Annotated in this window: 16 protein-coding genes; 14 read left to right on the top strand and 2 right to left on the bottom strand. The window is 60.6% G+C overall.

Going from position 1 to position 19,975, the window contains the following annotated elements; translation table 11 throughout:
* Positions 1-8: 8 nt before the first annotated feature.
* A complete protein-coding gene (locus tag E2N92_RS06195; RefSeq protein ID WP_220682811.1) occupies positions 9-1,175 on the bottom strand; it encodes a 4Fe-4S binding protein in 1,167 nt (388 codons plus the stop codon).
* A gap of 9 nt (positions 1,176-1,184) precedes the next feature.
* On the bottom strand, positions 1,185-1,463 hold the full coding sequence (locus E2N92_RS06190; protein WP_209630558.1) for a 4Fe-4S binding protein: 279 nt from the start codon (positions 1,461-1,463) through the stop codon (positions 1,185-1,187).
* 310 nt (positions 1,464-1,773) lie between these two features.
* Here E2N92_RS06190 and fhcD point away from each other — a divergent pair, with 310 nt between their 5' ends.
* The 14 genes from fhcD to E2N92_RS06120 all read left to right on the top strand — a co-directional run bounded on the left by fhcD (position 1,774) and on the right by E2N92_RS06120 (position 19,799).
* Positions 1,774-2,658 (top strand): formylmethanofuran--tetrahydromethanopterin N-formyltransferase, encoded by an 885-nt coding sequence (gene fhcD / locus E2N92_RS06185; protein ID WP_220682810.1) that lies wholly within the window; start codon positions 1,774-1,776, stop codon positions 2,656-2,658.
* Between the two features lie 579 nt (positions 2,659-3,237).
* A complete protein-coding gene (locus tag E2N92_RS06180) occupies positions 3,238-4,068 on the top strand; it encodes a hypothetical protein (RefSeq protein ID WP_220682809.1) in 831 nt (276 codons plus the stop codon).
* A gap of 238 nt (positions 4,069-4,306) precedes the next feature.
* The gene (locus E2N92_RS06175) at positions 4,307-9,499 is read left to right on the top strand and encodes an Ig-like domain-containing protein (protein WP_220682808.1); all 5,193 of its coding nucleotides are present in this window, start codon (positions 4,307-4,309) and stop codon (positions 9,497-9,499) included.
* Positions 9,500-10,243: 744 nt separating this feature from the next.
* The gene (locus E2N92_RS06170; protein ID WP_220682807.1) at positions 10,244-11,209 is read left to right on the top strand and encodes a tRNA(Ile2) 2-agmatinylcytidine synthetase; all 966 of its coding nucleotides are present in this window, start codon (positions 10,244-10,246) and stop codon (positions 11,207-11,209) included.
* A complete protein-coding gene (gene mmp11 / locus E2N92_RS06165; RefSeq protein WP_220682806.1) occupies positions 11,181-12,095 on the top strand; it encodes a methanogenesis marker protein 11 in 915 nt (304 codons plus the stop codon). The genes E2N92_RS06170 and mmp11 overlap by 29 nt, the downstream gene beginning before the upstream one ends.
* Complete coding sequence (locus E2N92_RS06160) at positions 12,077-13,042, top strand: radical SAM protein (RefSeq protein ID WP_220682805.1); 966 nt, start codon at positions 12,077-12,079, stop codon at positions 13,040-13,042. Before mmp11 ends, E2N92_RS06160 begins: the two co-directional genes overlap by 19 nt.
* 1 nt (position 13,043) lies before the next feature.
* Entirely contained in the window at positions 13,044-14,186 is a 1,143-nt protein-coding gene (locus E2N92_RS06155; protein WP_220682804.1) for a thiamine pyrophosphate-dependent enzyme, read from the top strand.
* The gene (locus tag E2N92_RS06150) at positions 14,167-15,303 is read left to right on the top strand and encodes a homocitrate synthase family protein (RefSeq protein WP_220682803.1); all 1,137 of its coding nucleotides are present in this window, start codon (positions 14,167-14,169) and stop codon (positions 15,301-15,303) included. The genes E2N92_RS06155 and E2N92_RS06150 overlap by 20 nt, the downstream gene beginning before the upstream one ends.
* On the top strand, positions 15,300-16,514 hold the full coding sequence (locus tag E2N92_RS06145; RefSeq protein WP_220682802.1) for an aconitase/3-isopropylmalate dehydratase large subunit family protein: 1,215 nt from the start codon (positions 15,300-15,302) through the stop codon (positions 16,512-16,514). Before E2N92_RS06150 ends, E2N92_RS06145 begins: the two co-directional genes overlap by 4 nt.
* Positions 16,511-16,984, top strand: a complete 474-nt coding sequence (locus E2N92_RS06140) for a LeuD/DmdB family oxidoreductase small subunit (protein WP_220682801.1) — start codon at positions 16,511-16,513, stop codon at positions 16,982-16,984. The genes E2N92_RS06145 and E2N92_RS06140 overlap by 4 nt, the downstream gene beginning before the upstream one ends.
* Positions 16,981-17,799, top strand: a complete 819-nt coding sequence (locus E2N92_RS06135) for a DUF7714 family protein (RefSeq protein ID WP_220682800.1) — start codon at positions 16,981-16,983, stop codon at positions 17,797-17,799. Before E2N92_RS06140 ends, E2N92_RS06135 begins: the two co-directional genes overlap by 4 nt.
* The gene (locus E2N92_RS06130; protein WP_220682799.1) at positions 17,774-18,724 is read left to right on the top strand and encodes an isocitrate/isopropylmalate dehydrogenase family protein; all 951 of its coding nucleotides are present in this window, start codon (positions 17,774-17,776) and stop codon (positions 18,722-18,724) included. The genes E2N92_RS06135 and E2N92_RS06130 overlap by 26 nt, the downstream gene beginning before the upstream one ends.
* A gap of 440 nt (positions 18,725-19,164) precedes the next feature.
* Complete coding sequence (locus tag E2N92_RS06125; RefSeq protein WP_220682798.1) at positions 19,165-19,458, top strand: nucleotidyltransferase family protein; 294 nt, start codon at positions 19,165-19,167, stop codon at positions 19,456-19,458.
* Positions 19,455-19,799 (top strand): HepT-like ribonuclease domain-containing protein, encoded by a 345-nt coding sequence (locus tag E2N92_RS06120; RefSeq protein ID WP_220682797.1) that lies wholly within the window; start codon positions 19,455-19,457, stop codon positions 19,797-19,799. Before E2N92_RS06125 ends, E2N92_RS06120 begins: the two co-directional genes overlap by 4 nt.
* The last annotated feature ends 176 nt before the right edge of the window (positions 19,800-19,975 follow it).

Below are 19,975 nucleotides of genomic sequence, written 5' to 3'. Positions count from 1 at the left end.
TCACTACCTCACGCGTTTTCAAGGGCCTTGAGTTCCACTTCGCCGGGCGTGACGCCTTCCTTGACCTTGGAGGTCCGCGGGGTGAAGAGCTTTGCCTTGATCTTGTTGAACAGGTCGGTCTCCTTGCCCTTCATACGGATGCCGGTCCGCTTCAGGACGATGATGTCCTCACCGGGGCAGGCGTTGACACATGCGCCACAGAGGATGCAGAGGTCCTTGTTGACGGCGATGTTCGGCTCCTTCTCGCCCTTCATCTCGGCAACGGGTGCAGGGGAGGGGAGATAGATCGCGTGGGCCGGGCAGATCTCGGCACAGGTCGAGCAGCCGCCGGGGCACTTCTCGGCGTGGAACTCGATCTCGCCCTCGAAGATCTTCTCGACGGTGATCGCCTCGGACGGGCAGTTCTCGGCACACCAGCGGCAGGTGCAACAGTCATCCTCGATGATGTTGACCTTGCCGGGGAGCTTCTTGGTCTCGACCTCGCGGACGACGGTGATCGCCTCTTCGGGGCAGGCTTCGACACAGACCTTACAGGCGTCACAGAGGTTCTCGTCCCAGAGGACGTCGCCTTCGACCGCACCGGTCTCGGCGGTGAATGCCTTGCGCTTCACCGTGATTGCCGGGCAGAGCGAACCGCAGATGCCACAGACCGTACACTTGTCGGTGTCGACCTCGAAGGTGGTCTTTGCGGTCAGTGCGGTCTGGCGCTCGCGCCCGTCCTCGACGCTGCCTTCGTAGGCCGGGACGTCGCGGTCGATCGCGTCACGGGGACAGACGTCCTCGCAGACGGTGCACCGTACGCACTTCTCTTCGTCGATCTTGGCGAGCATGTCGTACTGCGGGAAGCCTTCCCGCTCTACGATGGGGAGAGACTCTTCGCCGTCGATCTTCAGGGTCAGCGAGTTGAAGGGGCACATGACCACACAGACACCACAGTATGAACACTTGACCTCGTCGATGTTCACGGGTGCTGCGTAGCTGATACCCTTGTTCCTCTTGGTCGCACCAACCATGCTGACCGTGATCGCTTCTTCAGGGCATGACTCAGAGCAGATGCCACATCCCGTACACCGCTGGGTGTCGAGAATGAGGTGGTTGACCTGCTTGAGGAGCCGCTGCTCATTGATGATATTCACACCATCTCTTGTCTTGGAGAATTTCGGAAAGATCGCCATGAGTAACCCTCACTCCTTTGCTGTCATCGGGGCCGGAGACCCGGACTGCATTGATCCAACGACCAGCCGTATAACATTGTATGGGCATGCCTCAACGCATACGCCGCAGCCGGCGCAGAGCTCGTGATCAACGTCAAGGACGGTTGCCTTGCCGTTCATCACCTTGTAGATCTTGTCGGTGGTGACAGGATCCACGGTGTTGAGCTCCAGTGCGTCCACTGGGCACGCGACCACACAATTGTTACAACCGGTACACCGTTCCATGTTGACGTGCACTGCAAATGCCATGGTTTCACGCACCAGCTATCTCGATTGAAAATCGATTAAGAAAGAGTTGGCAAATAATATAGATAAACTTTCTGAATCACCACACCCATTAAAAAGGCCCGGAAAGGCTCTCAGACAAGTGGATTATGTTGATTTTGCCCGGTCATTAACTGAAGATCCTCTATGGGCCCTGTGATCCGGATTTTTCGAGCCTTTTATCAGGTCTCGCATGGATGATCGGGTCCGGTCGTCCGGGCGGGCCGTCCGGTCACGGGTGATTTAGAAATGTTCTTCTGTTTCCCTGTTGCAACTCTGTAGCGGTGTACACATAATGGAGTATAACGGTGTGACCATCGACGAGACGTACGCTGAAGCGTTCCCCACCTGGGTGTCCAGGGTGATCATTACCGCCGTGACCGAGGAGTGGGCTTACAAGGCCGCCGTTGAGGCGACCGGGTTTGCCACCTCGGCGATCGGCTGTCCGTGCGAGGCCGGGGTGGAGGGTTTTGTCCCGGCTGAGGAGACTCCTGACGGCAGACCGGGGTATGCGATCCTCATCTGTGCCGGCAAGAAGAAGCTCAAGGAGCAGGTTGTCGAGCGTCTGGCCGAGTGTGTCCTCACCGCCCCGACGACCGCCGTCTTCGACGGTCTGCCCGAGGCCGAGGAGCGGATCCCGGTGAAGCTCCACTTCTTCGGTGACGGGTACGAGTACAAGAAGGAGGTCGGCGGCCGGCAGTGCTGGGCCATCCCGATCATGAACGGCGAGTACGTCGGTGAGGAGGACTTCGGGATCGTCAAGGGCGTTGCCGGCGGCAACTTCTTCATCATGGGCGAGAACCAGATGGCCGCGCTCATGGCCGCTCAGGCGGCGGTCGACGCGATCGCTTCGGTCTGCGGTGTGATCACCTCATTCCCGGGCGGCATCGTGGCGTCGGGTTCGAAGGTCGGGAGCAACAAGTACAAGTTCATGTCGGCGAGCACCAACGAGAAGTACTGCCCGACGCTGCGCGAGCAGGTCGAGGACTCTCTGGTGCCTGAGGGCGTGAAGGCGATCTACGAGATCGTCATCGACGGTGTCGACGAGGAGTCGGTGAAGGAAGCGATGTCCGCAGGTGTCAAGGCGGCGACCAGGGTGCCGGGCGTCGTCTTCATCAGCGCGGGCAACTTCGGCGGCAACCTCGGGCCCTTCAAGATCGAACTCAAGGACCTCTTCTAAATCTTTTTTTTCTGATCGGTCTCGATCGTCCCGGTGGGGTCGTGTCGGGGGATTGGCCGTGTCGGTGTCTGTCGCCTGGAAGACTTGAGAGGTTGTTCGGATTTTGGTGGGTTGATCGCTCTCTGTGTAGGTGATCGGGAGCCGAATGCAACGCGCAGGAGCGGTGGCTTGCAGCATTTTCTTATTTGATCTCGTATCGGCCGATGTGCCGGGAGTGGCCGTGCAGCATCTTTGGGTTCTTTTCTCTCTATCTGGAATGAAAATGGCTATTTTGTGATTGGGTTCTTTGTGGGGGATGTAGTGTTGGGGGGAATGATATCTGGTATCGATAGAAGTGGTTGTTCTTTTTTAAAGTGGATCCGTTTTTGGTTGCTATCTCTATTTGCACGGAATTGCGTCAAGAATTTGGGGCTATATTAATTCGACAATTATATATCTGATGATTTTCTGGGTATTGATCGTTGACAGTGGCCTTAAGTAAATCTTTTATAGTTTACTAGGTGTTGTCCGGCTTCTGTTGGCAGGATCCTGGTGTCTCTACAGGTGCCCGGATCACATGAACGAAAGAGATGATCTCTGATGAAACATGAAGGAAAAGCAATGGTACTGAAGGTGGCGATGGCATCGGCAGTTGTCCTGATGCTCGCCACATGTGTCGCGCCGGCTTCTGCGGCTGAATTTGCTGACAACAACCAGACGTATATCGAGATGGCAAACGGGGCGTTCTATGATCCTCATGGCGATGGCACCTACTATTTCAACTTCTCAAAAGCTGGTGGCGGCCTCAAAGCAATTCATATCACGAACAGCACGACGAACAAAAATGGGGCTGTATATGCCAATCAAAATCTGAACGGGACGTTTTACATCTCAGACACGAGTAAGAACCCGGGGTGCAGTGATTCCGCCATCGTCATGTTCGGAGTGCCGGGAGGGGCCGATACCACGAATCTTGCATTGAGCATCACGGCTTCCGGATACAACTGGACTCTGACACCGACGATTATGTTCCCGTCGTCGGGCAGTCTCACGTACTATAGTAATGCTAGTATCGGCACGTTTGGTAACGGCGATTTCCTTGAGAATGATTTAGAGTTAGAACTCGTTGACTGCAAGTGGCGCCCGTATTTCGATGAAAACTATCCGATGTACTACGGCCAGGACATGACGAACACTTCAGACACCTACAAGGTCATGTTCATCGACACTGGGCTTGGGACTCTGAACGCCACTGGTCTTGGTCTTACGGACAATGGCATGATCAAAGTTGACTATGGCATTACAGGTTATAGCGGAAATGCCCTATTCGACATCTACACCTGGTGCAATCAGTCGGTTCAGGGAAAATCCGTCTCCTGGACGAACAGAATAACAGGTACAGGAAGCAGTGGGTGGACCATCGGTTTCTAATCTTCATTTTTTATTTTTTTGAGTATTGATTCTGTAGATGTTCTCTTGATTGATCCGGATTGTTTTCTCTGTGAGGGGGGGGATCGTTTTTGTGTATATTTCCGATGTTTATGAACTATGTTATGTTGATATATTTAACAGAATAATAAATCGAAAGAATTATTATTTTACTAATTCTCGTTTAATGTATATTGTACGTCGAATGATTCCCAAATTCGATGGCTTTCGAGGTCTGATCATGAAAAAATCTGATATTCATCCCCCTGAAAAAAACCGGCAGAGAAATGTTTCCTCGCCGGTGTGGTTGATCCTTGCGATTTTCGCTGTGGTCGCGCTCTGCGTCGTCCCTGCGTGGGCGGAGAACGTTTCCGCCTCCGGCGCGAACGTATCCGGCATCGATGGCGACATGAACGGCACCGTGCTCTCTCCTCTGGATCCAGAGTCCGGAGGAGACGGCAACGTCACGACATCGATGCTGCCTGTGATCTCGTGGGTGAACGTCACGCCGGCATCCGCCGAAATGACAGTGGGCGAGGTGCGGTCGTTTTCGGCGGCGGCATATGATCCTTCGGGTGCGGTCGTTCCCGATGTCGTGTTCAGTTGGGAGAGCAGTGACCCATCGGTCGGTACGGTGAACGGCACCGGATCGTTCACGGCACTCACCCCGGGATCTGTCGTGATCATCGCCACGGTCGCGAACGGCACCGTGAACGGGAGTGCGGCGGCGACGGTGACGGCCCCGTTGCCCGAGGTTTCGCCGACACCGGTGGACACCATGGAGGTGTTGTCCTCTGTTCGTGACGTTTTCGGGGGCGTGATTCCGGCAGTGGACGACGTGTACCTGAAAGTTGCAAACGACGAAGGGGCGAGGTTCAACGATTTCGGCAACGATACATTTCGGATCAAATGGACCGGTGGGGGTCTGAATGCGGTTCACATCTCGAATTCAAGCGGGTATATGCAATATGGACAGGTCACCAACACCCACGACCAGTCAGGAACTTTTTATGTAACGGAGACCGGAGGACGCGGGTATCATGACGAAATATTCCTCTGTGTTGCAGTAAACGGAACGATTCCCGACGATTTCAAGGTACATATTCGGGCTGACGGATACCAGTGGGTACCGAATCCGATCCCTCATGCAGAACCCGCCCCCGGCACAGAACATTACGAACCGGTGACACTTGATGAGTGGTTCACCAAAGATGATTTTATCTATGGTCCGCAGACATGGCGGCCGGCGGCAGAGACCCGGTATCCGGTATTTCCCGGTCAGGACCTGAGTGATACATCAAATACATTCAGGCTGATGTTCGTCGACCTTAATGGCGGCATTCTTCGCGCTCATCCTCTCAGGGTACAGTACGAGGTTGAAAATCTGAACACCCTGCTGGCTTTCAATGTCTATGGTTATTGCAAAAACGCCGACCCTGGCGTATATAATCTCACTTCCTGGACCAATCGACTGACCGGGCCTTATCCAACAGAATTCAGTGGCTGGTACGTATCCGGTGTTCCGCTGCCTGATGCTGCAACGCTCTCGATTTCGCCTCCTTCTGCTGAAGTGCCTGCAAACGGAAAACAGAGGTTCACGGCAAGAGCGTATGATGCAAATGGTGATGAAATCAAAGGGGCACAGATCTCGTGGTCCAGCAGCGACCCTGGTGTTGGGACTATCGATAATAAGGGAATTTTCACTTCAGTCTCCGAAGGCTCGACGATTATTACCGCTTCTACAAAAGGTGCATCCCAGACTGCATCCGTAACAGTAACCGCTCCTGTTGAGAAGGTTCTGACATCCATTCTTTTAGAGCCGTCAGATGTTGTGATGTACGCGGATCAGATTGAGAACTGTACATTCACTGCAACGGGGTATGATCAGTTCGGAGACGAAATCTCTCCGGTGTTGGTTACATGGTCAAGCACGGTTCCGTCCGTCGGAACCATCGATGAAAATGGTTTGTTTACCGGACGTGGAGAAGGAACCACCATTGTCCGGGCAACTAACGGCAGCGTTTCTGGGAATGCTACGGTTGTAATCAAATCACATCCTGACTGGAACATCAACCTGATCGGAGCGGTGAACGGAATGCTGAATCGTTCAACGATCATCGACCTCTCCAAAGGCGGGCTTCTCTCATATACCGACCCCAGCGGAAAGCTGTGGGAGGGAGTCAGCCTCTCTGCAGTCATCGGGCTTGTCGATGATCAGGATCCTGCAACGTTCAATACGTCGCTGGCATCTCGCGACTATACTGTCACCGTCATCGGCAAAGCAGCAGGCAATGATAAGACCATCCAGATTACCAGCCGTGAGTTCCTCGATGGTGATAAGACCTTTATTGCCGGCTATAAAGTGGACGGGTTCGAGATCCCCGAAGAGCCGATTGATGGAAGAACATACTGGCCGCTGAAGTTGACGGGTTCGGGAATTGCGCATGTTGGTAAAAATATCGAAGAGGTCACAGAGATCTCTCTTGAGTTCCCTCCTGATATCAGAGAGATAAACATCACGCCTGATATTGTAAGGATCTGGGAGAGTGGTGAACCTCTCCAGTTCAGTGGGGAGGCGTACGATCCATCCGGGGCTGAGATCCCGTTTGTTCCATTTAGGTGGACGAGCAGCAACACCTCAGTTGGCGCCGTGAACCAAACCGGATACTTCACTATTATGGGCCCGGGCACGACTGAAGTTCGGGCCAGTTTTGCCGGAGTCGAGAGCTCAGCGACAGTCTATGTCTATCCCGACGACCTTCCCCCACATACATGGATCGTCGATCAGAGCGGCGAAGGTGATTTCAGGACAATTACTGAGGCTGTTGCCTGTGCACGAGATATTGACACCGTCCTCGTCAGGGATGGAATCTATGATGAACTGTTTAAGATTGAGAAAGGGATAACACTCAGGTCAGAGAACGGCCCTTCGGGCACAACCATCACGAATGATAAAAGGGCTTTTATGATCGAGGTTCTGGCTGACAATGTTTCAATATCAGGTTTTACCCTAAAACAGACAGGATCTGCAACATTTGCAAGTAAAAATGCAATAAGAATCACGGAAGGCGACAATTGCACGATCTCAGGAAATATTTTTTCAGATACACAGTATTGTATCTACGTCTATAAGCAGCATGTAAGTAATCTGACCCTCGCTGGGAATAAATTCAACAATTCTAAAACATCAGTTTATTTAAATACTTGTGACCATGCTCTTGTCAGGGACAATATTATCGAAAATGCCTTTGATACGTCAATTAGCATTATGGGAGATGGACGATCCTCTGGAAATATTGTGGAGAACAATACAATCTCCTCTATCTACAATAGAGGTACTGGCATTTCCTTTCTGAGGTGTAGAGACGGGAGAGTCTCAAATAATGTAATTTACAATGGTGTGAGCAAGGGACTGTATATTGTTGATACACAAAACACAGTTGTTAAGGACAATTTCATTGACGAATGCGCGGAATCGAATGTTAATTTAAGAAATTCAATAAAAGACATTACGTTCACCGGAAATGAATTAAAAGGCGGTAAAATAGGATCTTTCTATCTCAATAGCATCAAAGATGGTGACTCCTTCAATGTCTATATGAATAACATCAGTACTCATCCTAATAATCCTGGTGGCTATTTTTACTGTAGAAGTTCCTCTCCCCTAACTCTGAACTCCACGGAGCCGATCAATTACATCTACAACGGCACAACATACACCAACTTTGTCGGAAATCATTATTATCAAACCTACGCTGGCAACGACACCGACGGTGACGGCCTCGGCGACACGCCGTTTGTCGCCGGCGGCGTGAATCACTACCACCCCCTCATCTCCCCGATCGACGCCTATCTCATCCTCACCCCCACGACAGTCACCGTCTCCCCGGCCGCCACAACCCTCGAAGTAGCCGAGAGCGTGAACTTCACCGCCGAGGTCTTCGACCAGCGTGGGGAGGCGATGCCTGGCGCGGTGCCGATGTGGTCAAGCAGCAACACGACTCGTGGTGTCGTGAACGCGACCACCGGGTGCTTTGAAGCGCTCTCGCCGGGAGAGGTGACCGTCACCGCCGGGTGCGAGGGGTGCACGGCTTCTGCGATCGTCACGGTGGTCCCCGCGACGAAAAAGACGGAGACGGTCTCCTTCGAGATGCCGGACTGCACCTTCGCTGAGAACAACAGCGGGGCGCCTTCCATCTCGGTCAACGCGAGCGCCGCCAGCATCAACGGCAGCTGCCTCGCCCTGCAGGGCGACGGCTTCACCCTGACGGTCATGACCACGTCGATGGAGGAACCGGCGGGCGGGCGGATCAACGCGACCTATGACGGCATGGTCCTCGAGACCGATCCCCTCGTCGCCGACCTCCCGCTCCCCGGCACGGTCTCGGGCAGCATCCGCGCCAACCTCACCGGCCTCCCGGCCGGGGCGGGGATCACCACTACCCTCAACCAGACCATCTCCGATGAGATCATCTCCGCCTTCCAGCTCGCCGCGAGCAACGACGGCCTGGAGGTGGACGCGGTCGCCTTCACGATGAACATCGTGAAGACGAACCTGACGAACGGGAAGGAGATCACCAACGCCTCTGTCAGGATGGCCGTCAGCCCGGCATGGGTCAGGGCCCACGGCGGCGTCGGTGCGGTCCGGATCATCAGGTGGGCGGAAGACGACACGAAAGAGGTGCTGGAGACCAGGCTGGTCGGCACCGATCCCGCGGGCAACCTGATCTTCGAGGCATATTCCCCCAACGGCCTCTCGCTCTTCGGGCTGTCGGCGATCTCCCGGCCTGCGGCCGAAGGCCGGTCGTCGTCTTCGGGCGGTGATCTCTCGGACGTAGCGTCATTTGCCGGGTCGGTCCCTGCAGGGGAAGCGCGGTCGTTCTCGGTGGACCGCACCGCGATCGGCCGGGTCACGGTGAAGGCCCGCGATGCCGTCTCCGACCTCCTGGTCACTGTGGAGAAGGCGTCTCTCCCCAAGGACGTCAGGATGCCCGGCTCGACGGTCTATGAGATCGAGAAGATGACCCTGTATCGCGCCGGCCCCTCCACGATCGCGGGTCTTGTCATCGAGTTCTCGGTGCCGAAGACCTGGCTGGATGCACACGGCCTATCTGGCAGCCAGATCATGTTCCTGCAGTACACCGACGAGGGAATGAAGAATCTTCCCGTGACGCTCCAGAAGGAGGACGAGGAGAGAGTTTATTACTCGGCCGAAGCCGACGGGTTCTCGTACTTCGCGATCGTCGCGGGGAAGATCGTCGCCGCGGAGGCGCCGGTGCAGGCGGAAGAGACGCCGGTCCCGACGACTGAGGTGGTGCAGACCGCCGAGACCTCCGCGCCCCCGGCAAGCACCACCGTCCCGAAACAGACTCCGGTGATGGAGGGGCTTGCGATCCTCGCCCTCGGGGCGGCGGTCGTGATGAGAAGAAGATAATTCTTTTTTTTGCTCTGTTGAATCGAGCATGAACCCGGGGCTCAAGCATACGTGGTGAACATTCTTGTGGCTCCCCGGTGTGAGGACGGATCGATCCTTGATCCTTCTTGCGTTCGATGAACGAACAGAAATCGAGCATTGTGCCGCCCCTCGGCTATCTTCGTCGTGGGGGGTCCGGGGGGCAAGGCTCCCCGGCGCGAGATGATGGTGGAGATTCTGCGATTGGGTGGCGGCACGCCTGATCATCACGCCGGGGGCTCTGCCGCCGAACCTTCGGGATGAAGATAGGGGGGGAGGCAGAGGACGAATCGTTTGGATACAGCGTTCATATTTTGTGGGGCGGGCTGAAAACACCTCCTTTCATCTGCGATTCTGCCACTCCCCGAGCATTCGGTAGCCCGAACAATCGCGGCGATTTCCACGCGTCTACGACAGTCATATGTCGCCTCTTCTGGAGAAGAGATGTCTTGATATCTCTCACGCTCATATGGGGCACCACGGGGCCGGAAAAGTCCATGATCCTGCCGGTGTTTCGTGAACAGATGCCTCTCTGCCCCGATTCCACAATCTCTCCAATCTGAACCCGGATCAGCGGCCCTCCTCCCGGATCGGAGGGCAATCTGGACGTGGTTCTCTCTGGCCGGGGGCGGACAGAGGGGGGAGCTGTTCCTCTTGCTCACCTGCGATCCATTTATCCGTGATGCCGCCGAATATTTCGTCAACGAAATTTTCGGTGTATATGCTATGATCGTGCTGACCCCTGATGAAGTGAGAGAGCGCTTTGGACCGCTCTTTGCAGAGAAATTTATCGTGATGGTGGACGAGGAGAAGGGCCTGGCCGAGATCCTGGAGACCTGCCGGCACCGCGGCACCATCGAGTGGGACGTGATGAACCGTCGGCGTGCCGGCGGGGCGCTGACCGCCGCCGACGTCCAGGGGTCGTCGATGACCATGACCGCCCGTCTGGGCGCGTACGAACCCCACTTCGGGGCGGCCGGGCAGGAGATCGGGGGCCAGGCCCTTGCCGGCGTCGAGGTGGAGGGCGACGAGGTCGTGACCACCTGGGCCGGGATCGCCGGTGCCGGTGTCGGCGTCGCGGCGTGTCTCCCGCAGGCGCCCGGCGTGATCAGGGCCGAGTACCCGAGCGAGGAAGATCTCCACATCGGCGGGGCGCGGGCCTGTCGGGTGCGGATCGTCTCGCCGAAGTACGAGAAGGTGAGCATCGGGATCGACGACACCGATACCAAAGAGGAAGGGGCGACCTGGGTGCTGGCCCTCCAGTGTGCCGAGGCGTGCAAGGTTGAAGGAGCAGAGTACCTTAATATGAGACTGGTTCAGCTCAACCCCAAGGCGCCGAAGAAGACGACTAACTGCGTGGGGTCGGTGCTGAACTTCGCGGTCAGGCCCGGTGCGGTCGACGACCTCCTCGCCTTCGTGAAGGACTATATCGAGGAGCACGCGGTCTCGGGGGACACCGGGATCGCCTACTACCGCGGGATCGGCCTGCCCGAGACCGAGTACGCAAGGAAGATCAAGACCGAACTGCTCACCCGGGAGGAGGTGGAGGCCGAGGCGACGAGGCTCGGGATCACCTTCATCGACTCCGCGGCGAGCAAAGGCCGGATAGGTGCTCTTGGAGCTGTGCTCTGGGGCAACCGCGGCGTGGAGGCGGCTGGTCTCTATGGCGAACGACCGGATGGGAGTCTCTGAAGATCTGGTAGACCCGTATGTGATCTCGTATCCCGGGATCGTCGCCGTCGCCGATGCCGGCGGCGACCGGGCCGAGGTCGTTGAGTTCTACGAATGTATCGGCGGGGCGCAGTGGGTCCGCCGCCACTATGCGCAGAGCCCGCTCGTCGAGTCGGCACGGACGGTCGGGCCGACGACGCGCTACCTCCTGCGGACCGGTGCGGTCGACCTCGGGCTCGAAGGCTCGAAGTTCCCCGCGGGGATTGCCGGGGCGTCGGTCGAGGGCGACGAGGTCTCGGTCACCTATCTCGGGATGGGCGGCGGTGGCGTCGGTGCCTCAGCCTGCCGGGCGCGGGGCCGCGGCGTGATCCGGGCCGAGTGCGACGAGTCGGGCGGCGGGAAACTGGCCGGATCGACGGTCTGGCTTCCCCGCCGCGAGCGGGTGGTGATCGGGGTGGACGACACCGACACTCCTGAGGCGGGGGCGACCTGGACCCTGGTCCACAACATCGCCCGGCAGATCGCGGACGAGGCCTCGGTCTACCTCTCGCACACCATCGTGCAACTCTTCCCGGTGCCGGAACGGACAAAGAACTGCGTGGCCTGTGCGGTGGAGTTCGCCTCCACTGATCCCGACGGCCTCATCGAGCGGTTCGCGGCATTACTCAAACGCTACACCCTCTCCGACCAGACCGGGATGGCGGCCTTTGTGGGGTTCGACCCCTCGCCCCTCCGTGAGTATGGCGAGGCGGTGAAGCGGGGGAAGGTCTCGCGTGCCGACCTCGAAGCGGTGCTCCCCCACGTCAGGGTCGTGATGGACGGGAACGGGCTCATCGGAGCGGTCGGTGCGATCCCCTTCTACACCGACTTCGAGGAGGCGCTTGCCCTATGGACTGGCTCGGACTGAAGGCCGAACTCCTGGCCAGGGGCCGGGTGAAGGTGGTCGGGGTGCTGGCGAAGCCGTATATCTCCTCCTCGACGGCCGGGCCCGGCGCCGGCGGCAGAGGTTCTCTTTTTTTCTCGGTCGACGGCCAGCGGGTCAGGCTCGCGGTCGATCCAGAGGCCGACCTGACGCTCGTCCACGAGGGGATGGGGCGGGCGACCATCCCATTCGGGGGAGAACTGGTGCGGGGCATAATCGAACCCGCCCCTCTCCACTGTCCAGGCCAGGCCTACATCACTCTCTCTGAACAGTGCATCTTCTCGTGCAAGTACTGTGCCGTGCCGCTCAGGCAGGGCCGGGTGAAGAGCCCAGACGAGGTGGTCGGGATGGTGCGCTCGGTCCTCGGAGAGATCGACGCCATCTCGATCACCAGCGGGGTGGCCGGGAGCGTGGCGGAAGAGGAGGCGCGGGCGGTCGAGGTCGTCAGGCTTCTTGTTCCCTTCGGTCTTCCGATCGGGGTCTCCATCTACCCGACGCCGCAGACCCCGCGGGTGCTGCGGGCGGCGGGGGTCGCGGAGGTGAAGTTCAACCTCGAAGCGGCGACGCCCGGACTCTTCGCCGAGATGTGTCCTGGACAGGACTGGAACCTCCTCTGGGAGGTGCTCGAAGAGTCGGTCGGGCTCTTCGGGAAGAACCATGTCCAGAGCAATGTCATCGTCGGGCTCGGGGAGAGCGACGAGGAGATGGAAGCGGTCGTCCGTCGGCTCTGTTCCATCGGGGTGATTCCGGTGCTCCGGCCGCTGGCGCCCGGCGCCGGGCTCGCCCACTTTGCCCGGCCGTCGGCCGAACGGCTGCTCCGTCTTCATGCGGTGCTGAAGGAGGCGCTGCACGAGGCCGGGCTCGACCCGGCCGCGGCCCGAACGATGTGTGCGGCCTGCGCTGGCTGCGACCTGATCCCGGGGAGGGACTGATATGCGAGGGATCGAGTGTCTGGCGAACGCTCTCCAGGCTGCGGCCGATAGCGTCTACGGGGTGCCGGGCTACCCGGTGACCGACCTCGCCGCCGCGGCCGGGGCCGAGGTCTGCACCAACGAGAAGGTGGCCCTGGAGTACGCCCTCGGCGACTCGCTTGCTGGCAGGCGGGCGGCGGTTGTCGTCAAGAACGTGGGGATGAACCTGCTTGCCGACCCGATGGTCCAGGCGACGGCCCAGGGGATCGGTGCCGGCGTCGTGGTCGTCGCCGGCGACGACCTCCAGGCCCGGGCGTCGCAGGCGGCCGAGGACTCCCGTGCCTTCGGGCCGGTTGCGATGGTCCCGGTGGTGGAGCCCGAGGGGGGGTTCGCCCTCCCGGCCGCGGTCGAAGAGGCGTTTTCCCTCTCCGAGGCGCTCTCGCGGGCCGTCATCCTCAGAATCCTCCCCGAGACCCTTGAGGCGGAAGCGGCGGGTGCGCCTCTTCCCAGGACACCGGGCTCCGGCACGCTCGCCGACCCCGGCCTGACCAACCAGGGACGGTGGCAGCATGCCCTCCAGGTCATGGCTGCTTCATCGAATCGGCCGGCCCCCGCGGGGGTGAGAGTCACCTACCCCGCGGTGACCGCCCCTGAAGGCCCGCCCGAGCGCTTCTCAGACCGCGGGTATTCCCGGACCCTCTGTCCGAACTGTCCCTTCCGCCCGCTCTTTGCCCTGCTCGCAGAGCGAGGGATGCGGACGGCGGTCGATGCCGGGTGTTCGCTCCTCGCCGTCAACCCGCCGTACCGCATCGGGACGGCCAGTTACGGCCTGGGATCGGCGGTGGGAGTGGGGGCGCGGAGCACCGGAGTGGCCCTGATCGGAGACTATGCACTCCTCCACTCCGGGCTCAACGCCCTCATCGATGTCTACGAAAAGGAGCTCCCGCTCCTCTGTATCGTACTGGAGAACAGGCGTATGGGCATGGTCGGCGGCCAGGAGACGCCCGGTGTGGAGCGGTATCTCGAATGGGCCGATCCTGAATTCTGCCGGGCCGACGACCTGCCCGGACTGCGGCGGCTGATCGTGCCGGCAGACCGTCCGAAGACGGTGATCGTCGGCGGTGAATGCCCTGCTGGTGAATCTCATGAAAAAGTTGCATGTTGAGATCTGTGATGTAACATTGCGTGACGGCGAACAGACGCCGGGCGTCACGTTTACCCGTGAAGATAAGATGGAGATCGCGTCCCTCCTCGACGCGACCGGCGTCGAGGTGATCGAGGCAGGGTTCCCCGCGGTCTCCGCAAAGGAACAGGAGGCCGTGCGGGCGGTCTGCCGGATGGACCTCGGCGCCCGGATCTGTGCGCTCTCCCGCGCGAGAAAGGGTGACGTCGATGCCGCCCTGGACTGCGGTGTCGATATGATCGGGCTCTTTGCCGCCACTTCGGACCTCCATATCAGGACCAAATATAAGAAGAGCCGGGAAGAGGTGATGGCCGAGACCTGTGCGATGATCGAGTACGCCCACGACCACGGAGTCCAGGTACGGTTCGGGGCCGAAGACGCTTCGCGGACCGATCTCAAGGATCTCATCGATGCATACCGACAGGCGACGGAGGCCGGGGCCGACCTCGCCACCTTCGCCGACACCGTGGGGTGCATGACCCCGATGGAGACCTTTGAGCGGATGCAGGCGATCCGCAGGGAGGTCGACCTCCCGCTCTGCATCCACTGTCATGACGACCTCGGGTGCGCCACGGCAAACACCCTCGTCGCCGCGGAGGCCGGGGCCTTCCAGCTCCATACGACGGTCAACGGCCTGGGCGAACGGGCCGGCAACACCCCGCTCGAGGAGGTGCTCGTCGTCCTCGCGACGAAGGCCGGGATCAACCGCTACGACCTCTCGCAGATCGGCGCCCTATCCGACCTGGTCGCCCGGACGTCCGGGGTGGAAGTGGCCAGGAACAAGGCAGTGGTCGGTGCCAACGCCTTTGCCCACGAGAGCGGGATCCATATCGCCGCCCTTCTCGAAGATCCCTCGACCTACGAGTATTACCGTCCGGCGCTGGTGGGGCGGGAGCGGACCTTTGTGCTCGGCAAGCATACGGGACGGCACGCGATCGAGCATGTGGCGGCGTCCCTCGGCTACCACCTGAATGACGAAGGGGTGCGCTGGGTGCTGCATGAAGTGAAACGGCGCAGCGAGGCGAAGTGCAATGTGACGCCCGAGGTGCTCCGGGACCTCCTCTGCACCGCGGTGCGGGGAAGGGAGGTGCGCGGATGAGCACGCTCTCAGAGCAGATCCTCGGTGCGCCGGCCGGCGAGTATCTCGACCGGCGGGTGGACCGGGCCTTTGCCCATGACGGCACCGGCGTGCTGGCCCTGGAGGCCTGGCGGGCGATCGGCAGCGGGGTCTTCACCGATTCCGACCGCCGCCATCTCATCTTCGACCACATCGCCCCGGCCAACGCCTCGCTGACCGCCGACCTCCAGCACGAGTTGCGTGCCTTTGCGAAGGAACAGAAGGTCCATTTCTCCGACGTCGGCGGCGGGGTCTGCCACCAGGTGATGGCCGAGGGGTGCGTCCTGCCCGGCGAGGTGGTCGTCGGCGCCGACTCGCACACCTGCACCCTCGGTGCCCTCGGCGCCTTTGCGACCGGGGTCGGGGCGACCGACCTCGCGGGGGTCTGGGCGACCGGGGAGACCTGGTTCCGGGTGCCGGAGACGACCGGGATCTTCCTGGAAGGGACCTTCTCCGGGGCGGTCGAGGCGAAGGACCTCGCCCTTGCCTATGTCGCCGCCCTCGGGATGGACGGCGGGACGTACCGCGCCCTCGAGTTCGTGGGTGAGGGGGCCGCTGGGCTCTCGATGGCCGACCGTCTCACCCTCTCGAACATGGCGGTGGAGACCGGGGCGAAGGCCGGACTCTTCTATGCGGACGAGACGACCAGGCGGTACCTCGCCGGGTTCGGGCACGAGGTCGAGGTCCAGCGTCGGGAGGTCGACGGTTATCCCGACGAGGTCACGATCGACCTCGAGAACCTCGAACCCCTCCTCGCCCTCCCGCCGCGGGTGGACACCGTCTGCCCGGTCGCGGAGAAAGAGGGAGTGCCGGTCGACCAGGTCTTCCTGGGCACCTGCACCTGCGGGCGCTACGAGGACCTGGAACGCTTTGCTGCGATCGTCAGGGGGAAGACGGTGAAGGTGAGGACGGTCGTCGTCCCGGCGTCGAGGGCCGTGCTCCTCAGGGCGGTGGAGACCGGCGTCCTCACCACCCTCGTCGAGGCCGGGTGCGCCGTCGGGACGCCCGGGTGCGGGCCGTGCCTGGGTGCACATATGGGCGTCATCGGGGAGGGGGAGGTCTGCCTCTCGACGGCGAACCGGAACTTCAGGAACCGGATGGGCATCGGCGGCGAGATCTATCTCGCCTCGCCCTCGACCGCGGCGGCGACGGCGCTTGCCGGTGAGATCGCTTCCCCGGAGGGATGCCTGTGAGGGCCGAGGGCCGCGCGGTCTGCGTGGGCCGCGACATCGACACCGACCTGATCATCGCGGGCAGGTACCTGCGGACGAAGGACCGCTCCGTCTGGGCCGAGCATGCCTTCGAGGACCTCGACCCCGCCCTTGCCGGCCGGCTCAAGGGGGCGGTGATCGTCGCCGGCCCGAATTTTGGGTGCGGGTCGTCGAGGGAACAGGCACCGGTCGCCCTGAAAGAGGCGGGAGTCGTGGCGGTCGCCGCCCCGACCTTTGCCAGAATATTCTTCAGGAACGCGGTCAATATTGGTCTTCCAGTGCTTGAGTGCGAGGTCCCATGCCAGGAGGGTGAAGCGGTGCGCTTCGATCTCGATGAGGGATGGATCGAGGCCGCCGGTGTCCGCCGGCCTCTCCGACCGCTCTCCCCGCGGATGCGGGAGATCCTCCGGGCCGGGGGCCTCGTCCCCTATCTCAGCGGAGGACGTGGATGATATTTCCCGAAGAATGCAAATACGTGGGGATCGCCACCTCGCAGCCCCTGGGCGAGAAGGTCTACTTCCTCTCCCGCTGGCTGATCCGGGAGACGGCCGAGGGACCGGAGGTGCTCGCGGTCAGACTCGCCGACGGGAACGGGCTGATGCGCGAGGTGAAGGCCGGGTGGGTGCTCGCCACCCCGGACGAGACGGTGGTCTGGCCCGAACCGGTGAACTTCAACGACCGCTCCCGTCTGCTCCGCCTTGCCCGCGAGAGCGGGAAGCGGTGCACGATCTTCACGAGCCCGGACGAGTCGCGGACCTTCATCCTCGACCCGGAACCGGGGAGCCTCCTCACCGTCCATGTCTACGACATCGTCCCGCCGCGGGCCCATCTGGTCGCGGTGCTGGAGGAACTGGAGGGCGTCGGGCTCTTTGGCGACCTCAACATCACCTTTGAATATCATATCAGAGATATCCGCGACCTGGAGGCCGAGGTCTATCCCTGCCGGGCGGGCGGGTTCGACCGGACGCTGGACGCCGACCGCCTGGAAGGGACCGAGCGGGTGGCCGGGTGCCTGACGGCCAGGCAGTTCTGTGCCGAGAACTATGGCGAGGGGATCGAGATCGCCGAGATCTGTCCGCTCACCCAGGTGGCCGAGGAACCCTTCATCGCCCGGTGTTGCCGGGCCGAGCGCGAGGGTGTCGGTGTCTGGAACAAGAAGTTCGGCGGCGTGGTCCATTGGGGTGCGTCGCCGCACACCGTCGACCAGGTGCTGAGGGATATGCTGAAGGAGTGGCGAGAGGATGAAGGTAGCAGTCGTCCCAGGTGACGGGATCGGGGAGGAAGTCGTCCCGGTGGCCGAGGCGGCGCTCAGGCGCCTCCATCCCGAGTGGGACTACTTCCCGGTCGAGGTGGGGTACGGGCGGTGGAAGCGGTGCGGGGCGGCCATCGGTGCCGAAGAACTCCGGGCCCTCCGCGAGGCCGACGCGGTGCTCTTCGGGGCGGTGACCACCCCGCCAGACCCGGACTACCGGAGCGTCATCGTGATGCTCCGCAAGGATCTCGGGCTCTACGCCAACCTCCGGCCGGTCCGCGGGCCCGGCGTGGACCTCACCATCGTGCGCGAGAACACCGAGGGCCTGTACTCCGGGATCGAGTGGGAACTCCCGGGTTCGGCCTGCACCCTCCGGGTGGTCACCGAGGTCGGGAGCAGGCGGATCGCACGCTTCGCCGCGGCGCGTGCGAAGGGGCGTCGCCTCACCATCGGGACGAAGGCCAACGTGCTCAAGTCCGACGCCCTCTTCCGCCGGTGCGCCGTCGAGGAGGCCGAGGCGGCGGGGGTCGAGTGGGAGGAGAAGTACATCGACGCCCTCTGTCTGGACGTGCTGATGCACCCGGCGCACTACGCCGTCGTGGTGACCACCAACATCTTCGGCGACATCCTCTCCGACGCCGCCGCCTCCCTGGTCGGGGGCCTCGGGCTCCTCCCGTCGGCAAATATCGGGGACGACCACGCCCTCTTCGAACCGGTCCATGGTTCGGCGCCCGACATCGCGGGGAAGGGCATCGCCAACCCTGTGGCGGCGCTCAGGAGTGCAGCGATGTTGCTGGACCATGCCGGCGACCGCGAGGGAGCGGCGGCGGTCGAGGCGGCGGTGGAGAACACGCTCGGTGCGGGAATGAAGACGCCCGACCTCGGGGGGTCGGCGACGACGGTCGCGTTCGGTGAGGCGGTGCTGGAGCGTCTGGGGTGAGACGAACATTCGGAAGGGCTGCCCCAATGGAATGTTTGGATTCTCATCTGTTTTTTCATGCCGGGGGCAGCGCCCCCGGCGCGTATGGTGAGGGAAGGCATGATGATCCGACGTGCCGCCCCAATCTCACAGAATTTAGATCGTCATCTCGCGCCGGGGGGAGACCCCCGGTCCCCCCACGATGAAGATAGGTAGGGGCGGCGGTGGAACGAAGTCCCCACTAGTTCTCCTGTTTTTATAAAATGATCCAGCAACAGGAAATTTTCCTCCCTTACGCTGAGGTGTGTTCTCGCCTCATGCTCAATTTTACGAAGCCTAAATTTATTCTTCCGCCTTCCCTGCTCCCTCCTGAGGCGGAGGGCCGTGGGTGAGACAAGACGGGCAATACCTTAAAGCACCCCGGCGGCAAAAGGGGGACGTACCAGCAGGATATAACGCCTATGAAAACCCGTGCTGAAGTCCTCGATATCCTCCGGTCCCTGAAAGGAGAACTCAGAGAGCGATACCATGTCGAGCGCATCGCCCTCTTCGGGTCATATGCCCGCGAGGAACAGGGGGAGGGCAGCGACATCGATCTCCTCGTCACGTTCGGCGCCGGTGCCGACCTCTTTGATTTTGTCGGGCTTTCACAGTTTCTCGAAGAAAAACTTGGTCGTAGCGTCGATGTCGTACCGGAAACGGCACTCCGCCCGGAGATCCGTAGCCAGGTGACGCGGGACCTCCTCTTTGCATGAGACCCTCTCTCCTCTACCTCTCCGACATCACCGGTGCCCTCGAAAAGATCGAGGAGTTCACCGCGGGGATGGCCTATGACGAGTTTCTCCATGACGATAAGACCCAGAGCGCCGTCATCAGGAAGTTCGAGGTCATCGGGGAGGCAGCAAAAAAGATCCCCCGGCCCATCAGGGAGAGGCACCCTGCCGTTCCATGGAAAGAAATGGCCGGGATGCGGGACAGACTGATCCATACCTATTTTGGCGTCGACACGATGCTTGTCTGGAGGACGGTCGTCAACCGCGTGCCTGAACTCCGGCGGGAGATCCAGAGGATCGTCGAGGAGGAAGGCGGGAGATAACCATCGAACGGTGTGGGGGTTCATCGTCTCTCTCGGGACTGTGGGTTCGTCGTGCGGGTGAGAACCTATCCCATCGCCGCCCCCGCCTGTCTTCGCGCGGGGGGACCGGCCAACCCCCTGGCGAAGAGAACTATCCAGAGGATCTTTACAAAGCCTTGATCTTAAAAAGAAGGGCT

Source organism: Methanofollis formosanus (assembly GCF_019633745.1).
GTDB lineage: Archaea > Halobacteriota > Methanomicrobia > Methanomicrobiales > Methanofollaceae > Methanofollis > Methanofollis formosanus.
The sequence above is the reverse complement of the archived record's forward strand: the minus strand, read 5'-3'. Positions and strand labels throughout refer to the sequence as shown.

Coding starts and splice junctions, on each gene's coding strand:
- E2N92_RS06195 (WP_220682811.1), bottom strand. CDS start 1,175: ATGGCGATCTTTCCGAAATTCTCCAAGACAAGAGATGGTGTGAATATC.
- E2N92_RS06190 (WP_209630558.1), bottom strand. CDS start 1,463: ATGGCATTTGCAGTGCACGTCAACATGGAACGGTGTACCGGTTGTAAC.
- fhcD (WP_220682810.1), top strand. CDS start 1,774: ATGGAGTATAACGGTGTGACCATCGACGAGACGTACGCTGAAGCGTTC.
- E2N92_RS06180 (WP_220682809.1), top strand. CDS start 3,238: ATGAAACATGAAGGAAAAGCAATGGTACTGAAGGTGGCGATGGCATCG.
- E2N92_RS06175 (WP_220682808.1), top strand. CDS start 4,307: ATGAAAAAATCTGATATTCATCCCCCTGAAAAAAACCGGCAGAGAAAT.
- E2N92_RS06170 (WP_220682807.1), top strand. CDS start 10,244: ATGATCGTGCTGACCCCTGATGAAGTGAGAGAGCGCTTTGGACCGCTC.
- mmp11 (WP_220682806.1), top strand. CDS start 11,181: ATGGCGAACGACCGGATGGGAGTCTCTGAAGATCTGGTAGACCCGTAT.
- E2N92_RS06160 (WP_220682805.1), top strand. CDS start 12,077: ATGGACTGGCTCGGACTGAAGGCCGAACTCCTGGCCAGGGGCCGGGTG.
- E2N92_RS06155 (WP_220682804.1), top strand. CDS start 13,044: ATGCGAGGGATCGAGTGTCTGGCGAACGCTCTCCAGGCTGCGGCCGAT.
- E2N92_RS06150 (WP_220682803.1), top strand. CDS start 14,167: ATGAAAAAGTTGCATGTTGAGATCTGTGATGTAACATTGCGTGACGGC.
- E2N92_RS06145 (WP_220682802.1), top strand. CDS start 15,300: ATGAGCACGCTCTCAGAGCAGATCCTCGGTGCGCCGGCCGGCGAGTAT.
- E2N92_RS06135 (WP_220682800.1), top strand. CDS start 16,981: ATGATATTTCCCGAAGAATGCAAATACGTGGGGATCGCCACCTCGCAG.
- E2N92_RS06130 (WP_220682799.1), top strand. CDS start 17,774: ATGAAGGTAGCAGTCGTCCCAGGTGACGGGATCGGGGAGGAAGTCGTC.
- E2N92_RS06125 (WP_220682798.1), top strand. CDS start 19,165: ATGAAAACCCGTGCTGAAGTCCTCGATATCCTCCGGTCCCTGAAAGGA.
- E2N92_RS06120 (WP_220682797.1), top strand. CDS start 19,455: ATGAGACCCTCTCTCCTCTACCTCTCCGACATCACCGGTGCCCTCGAA.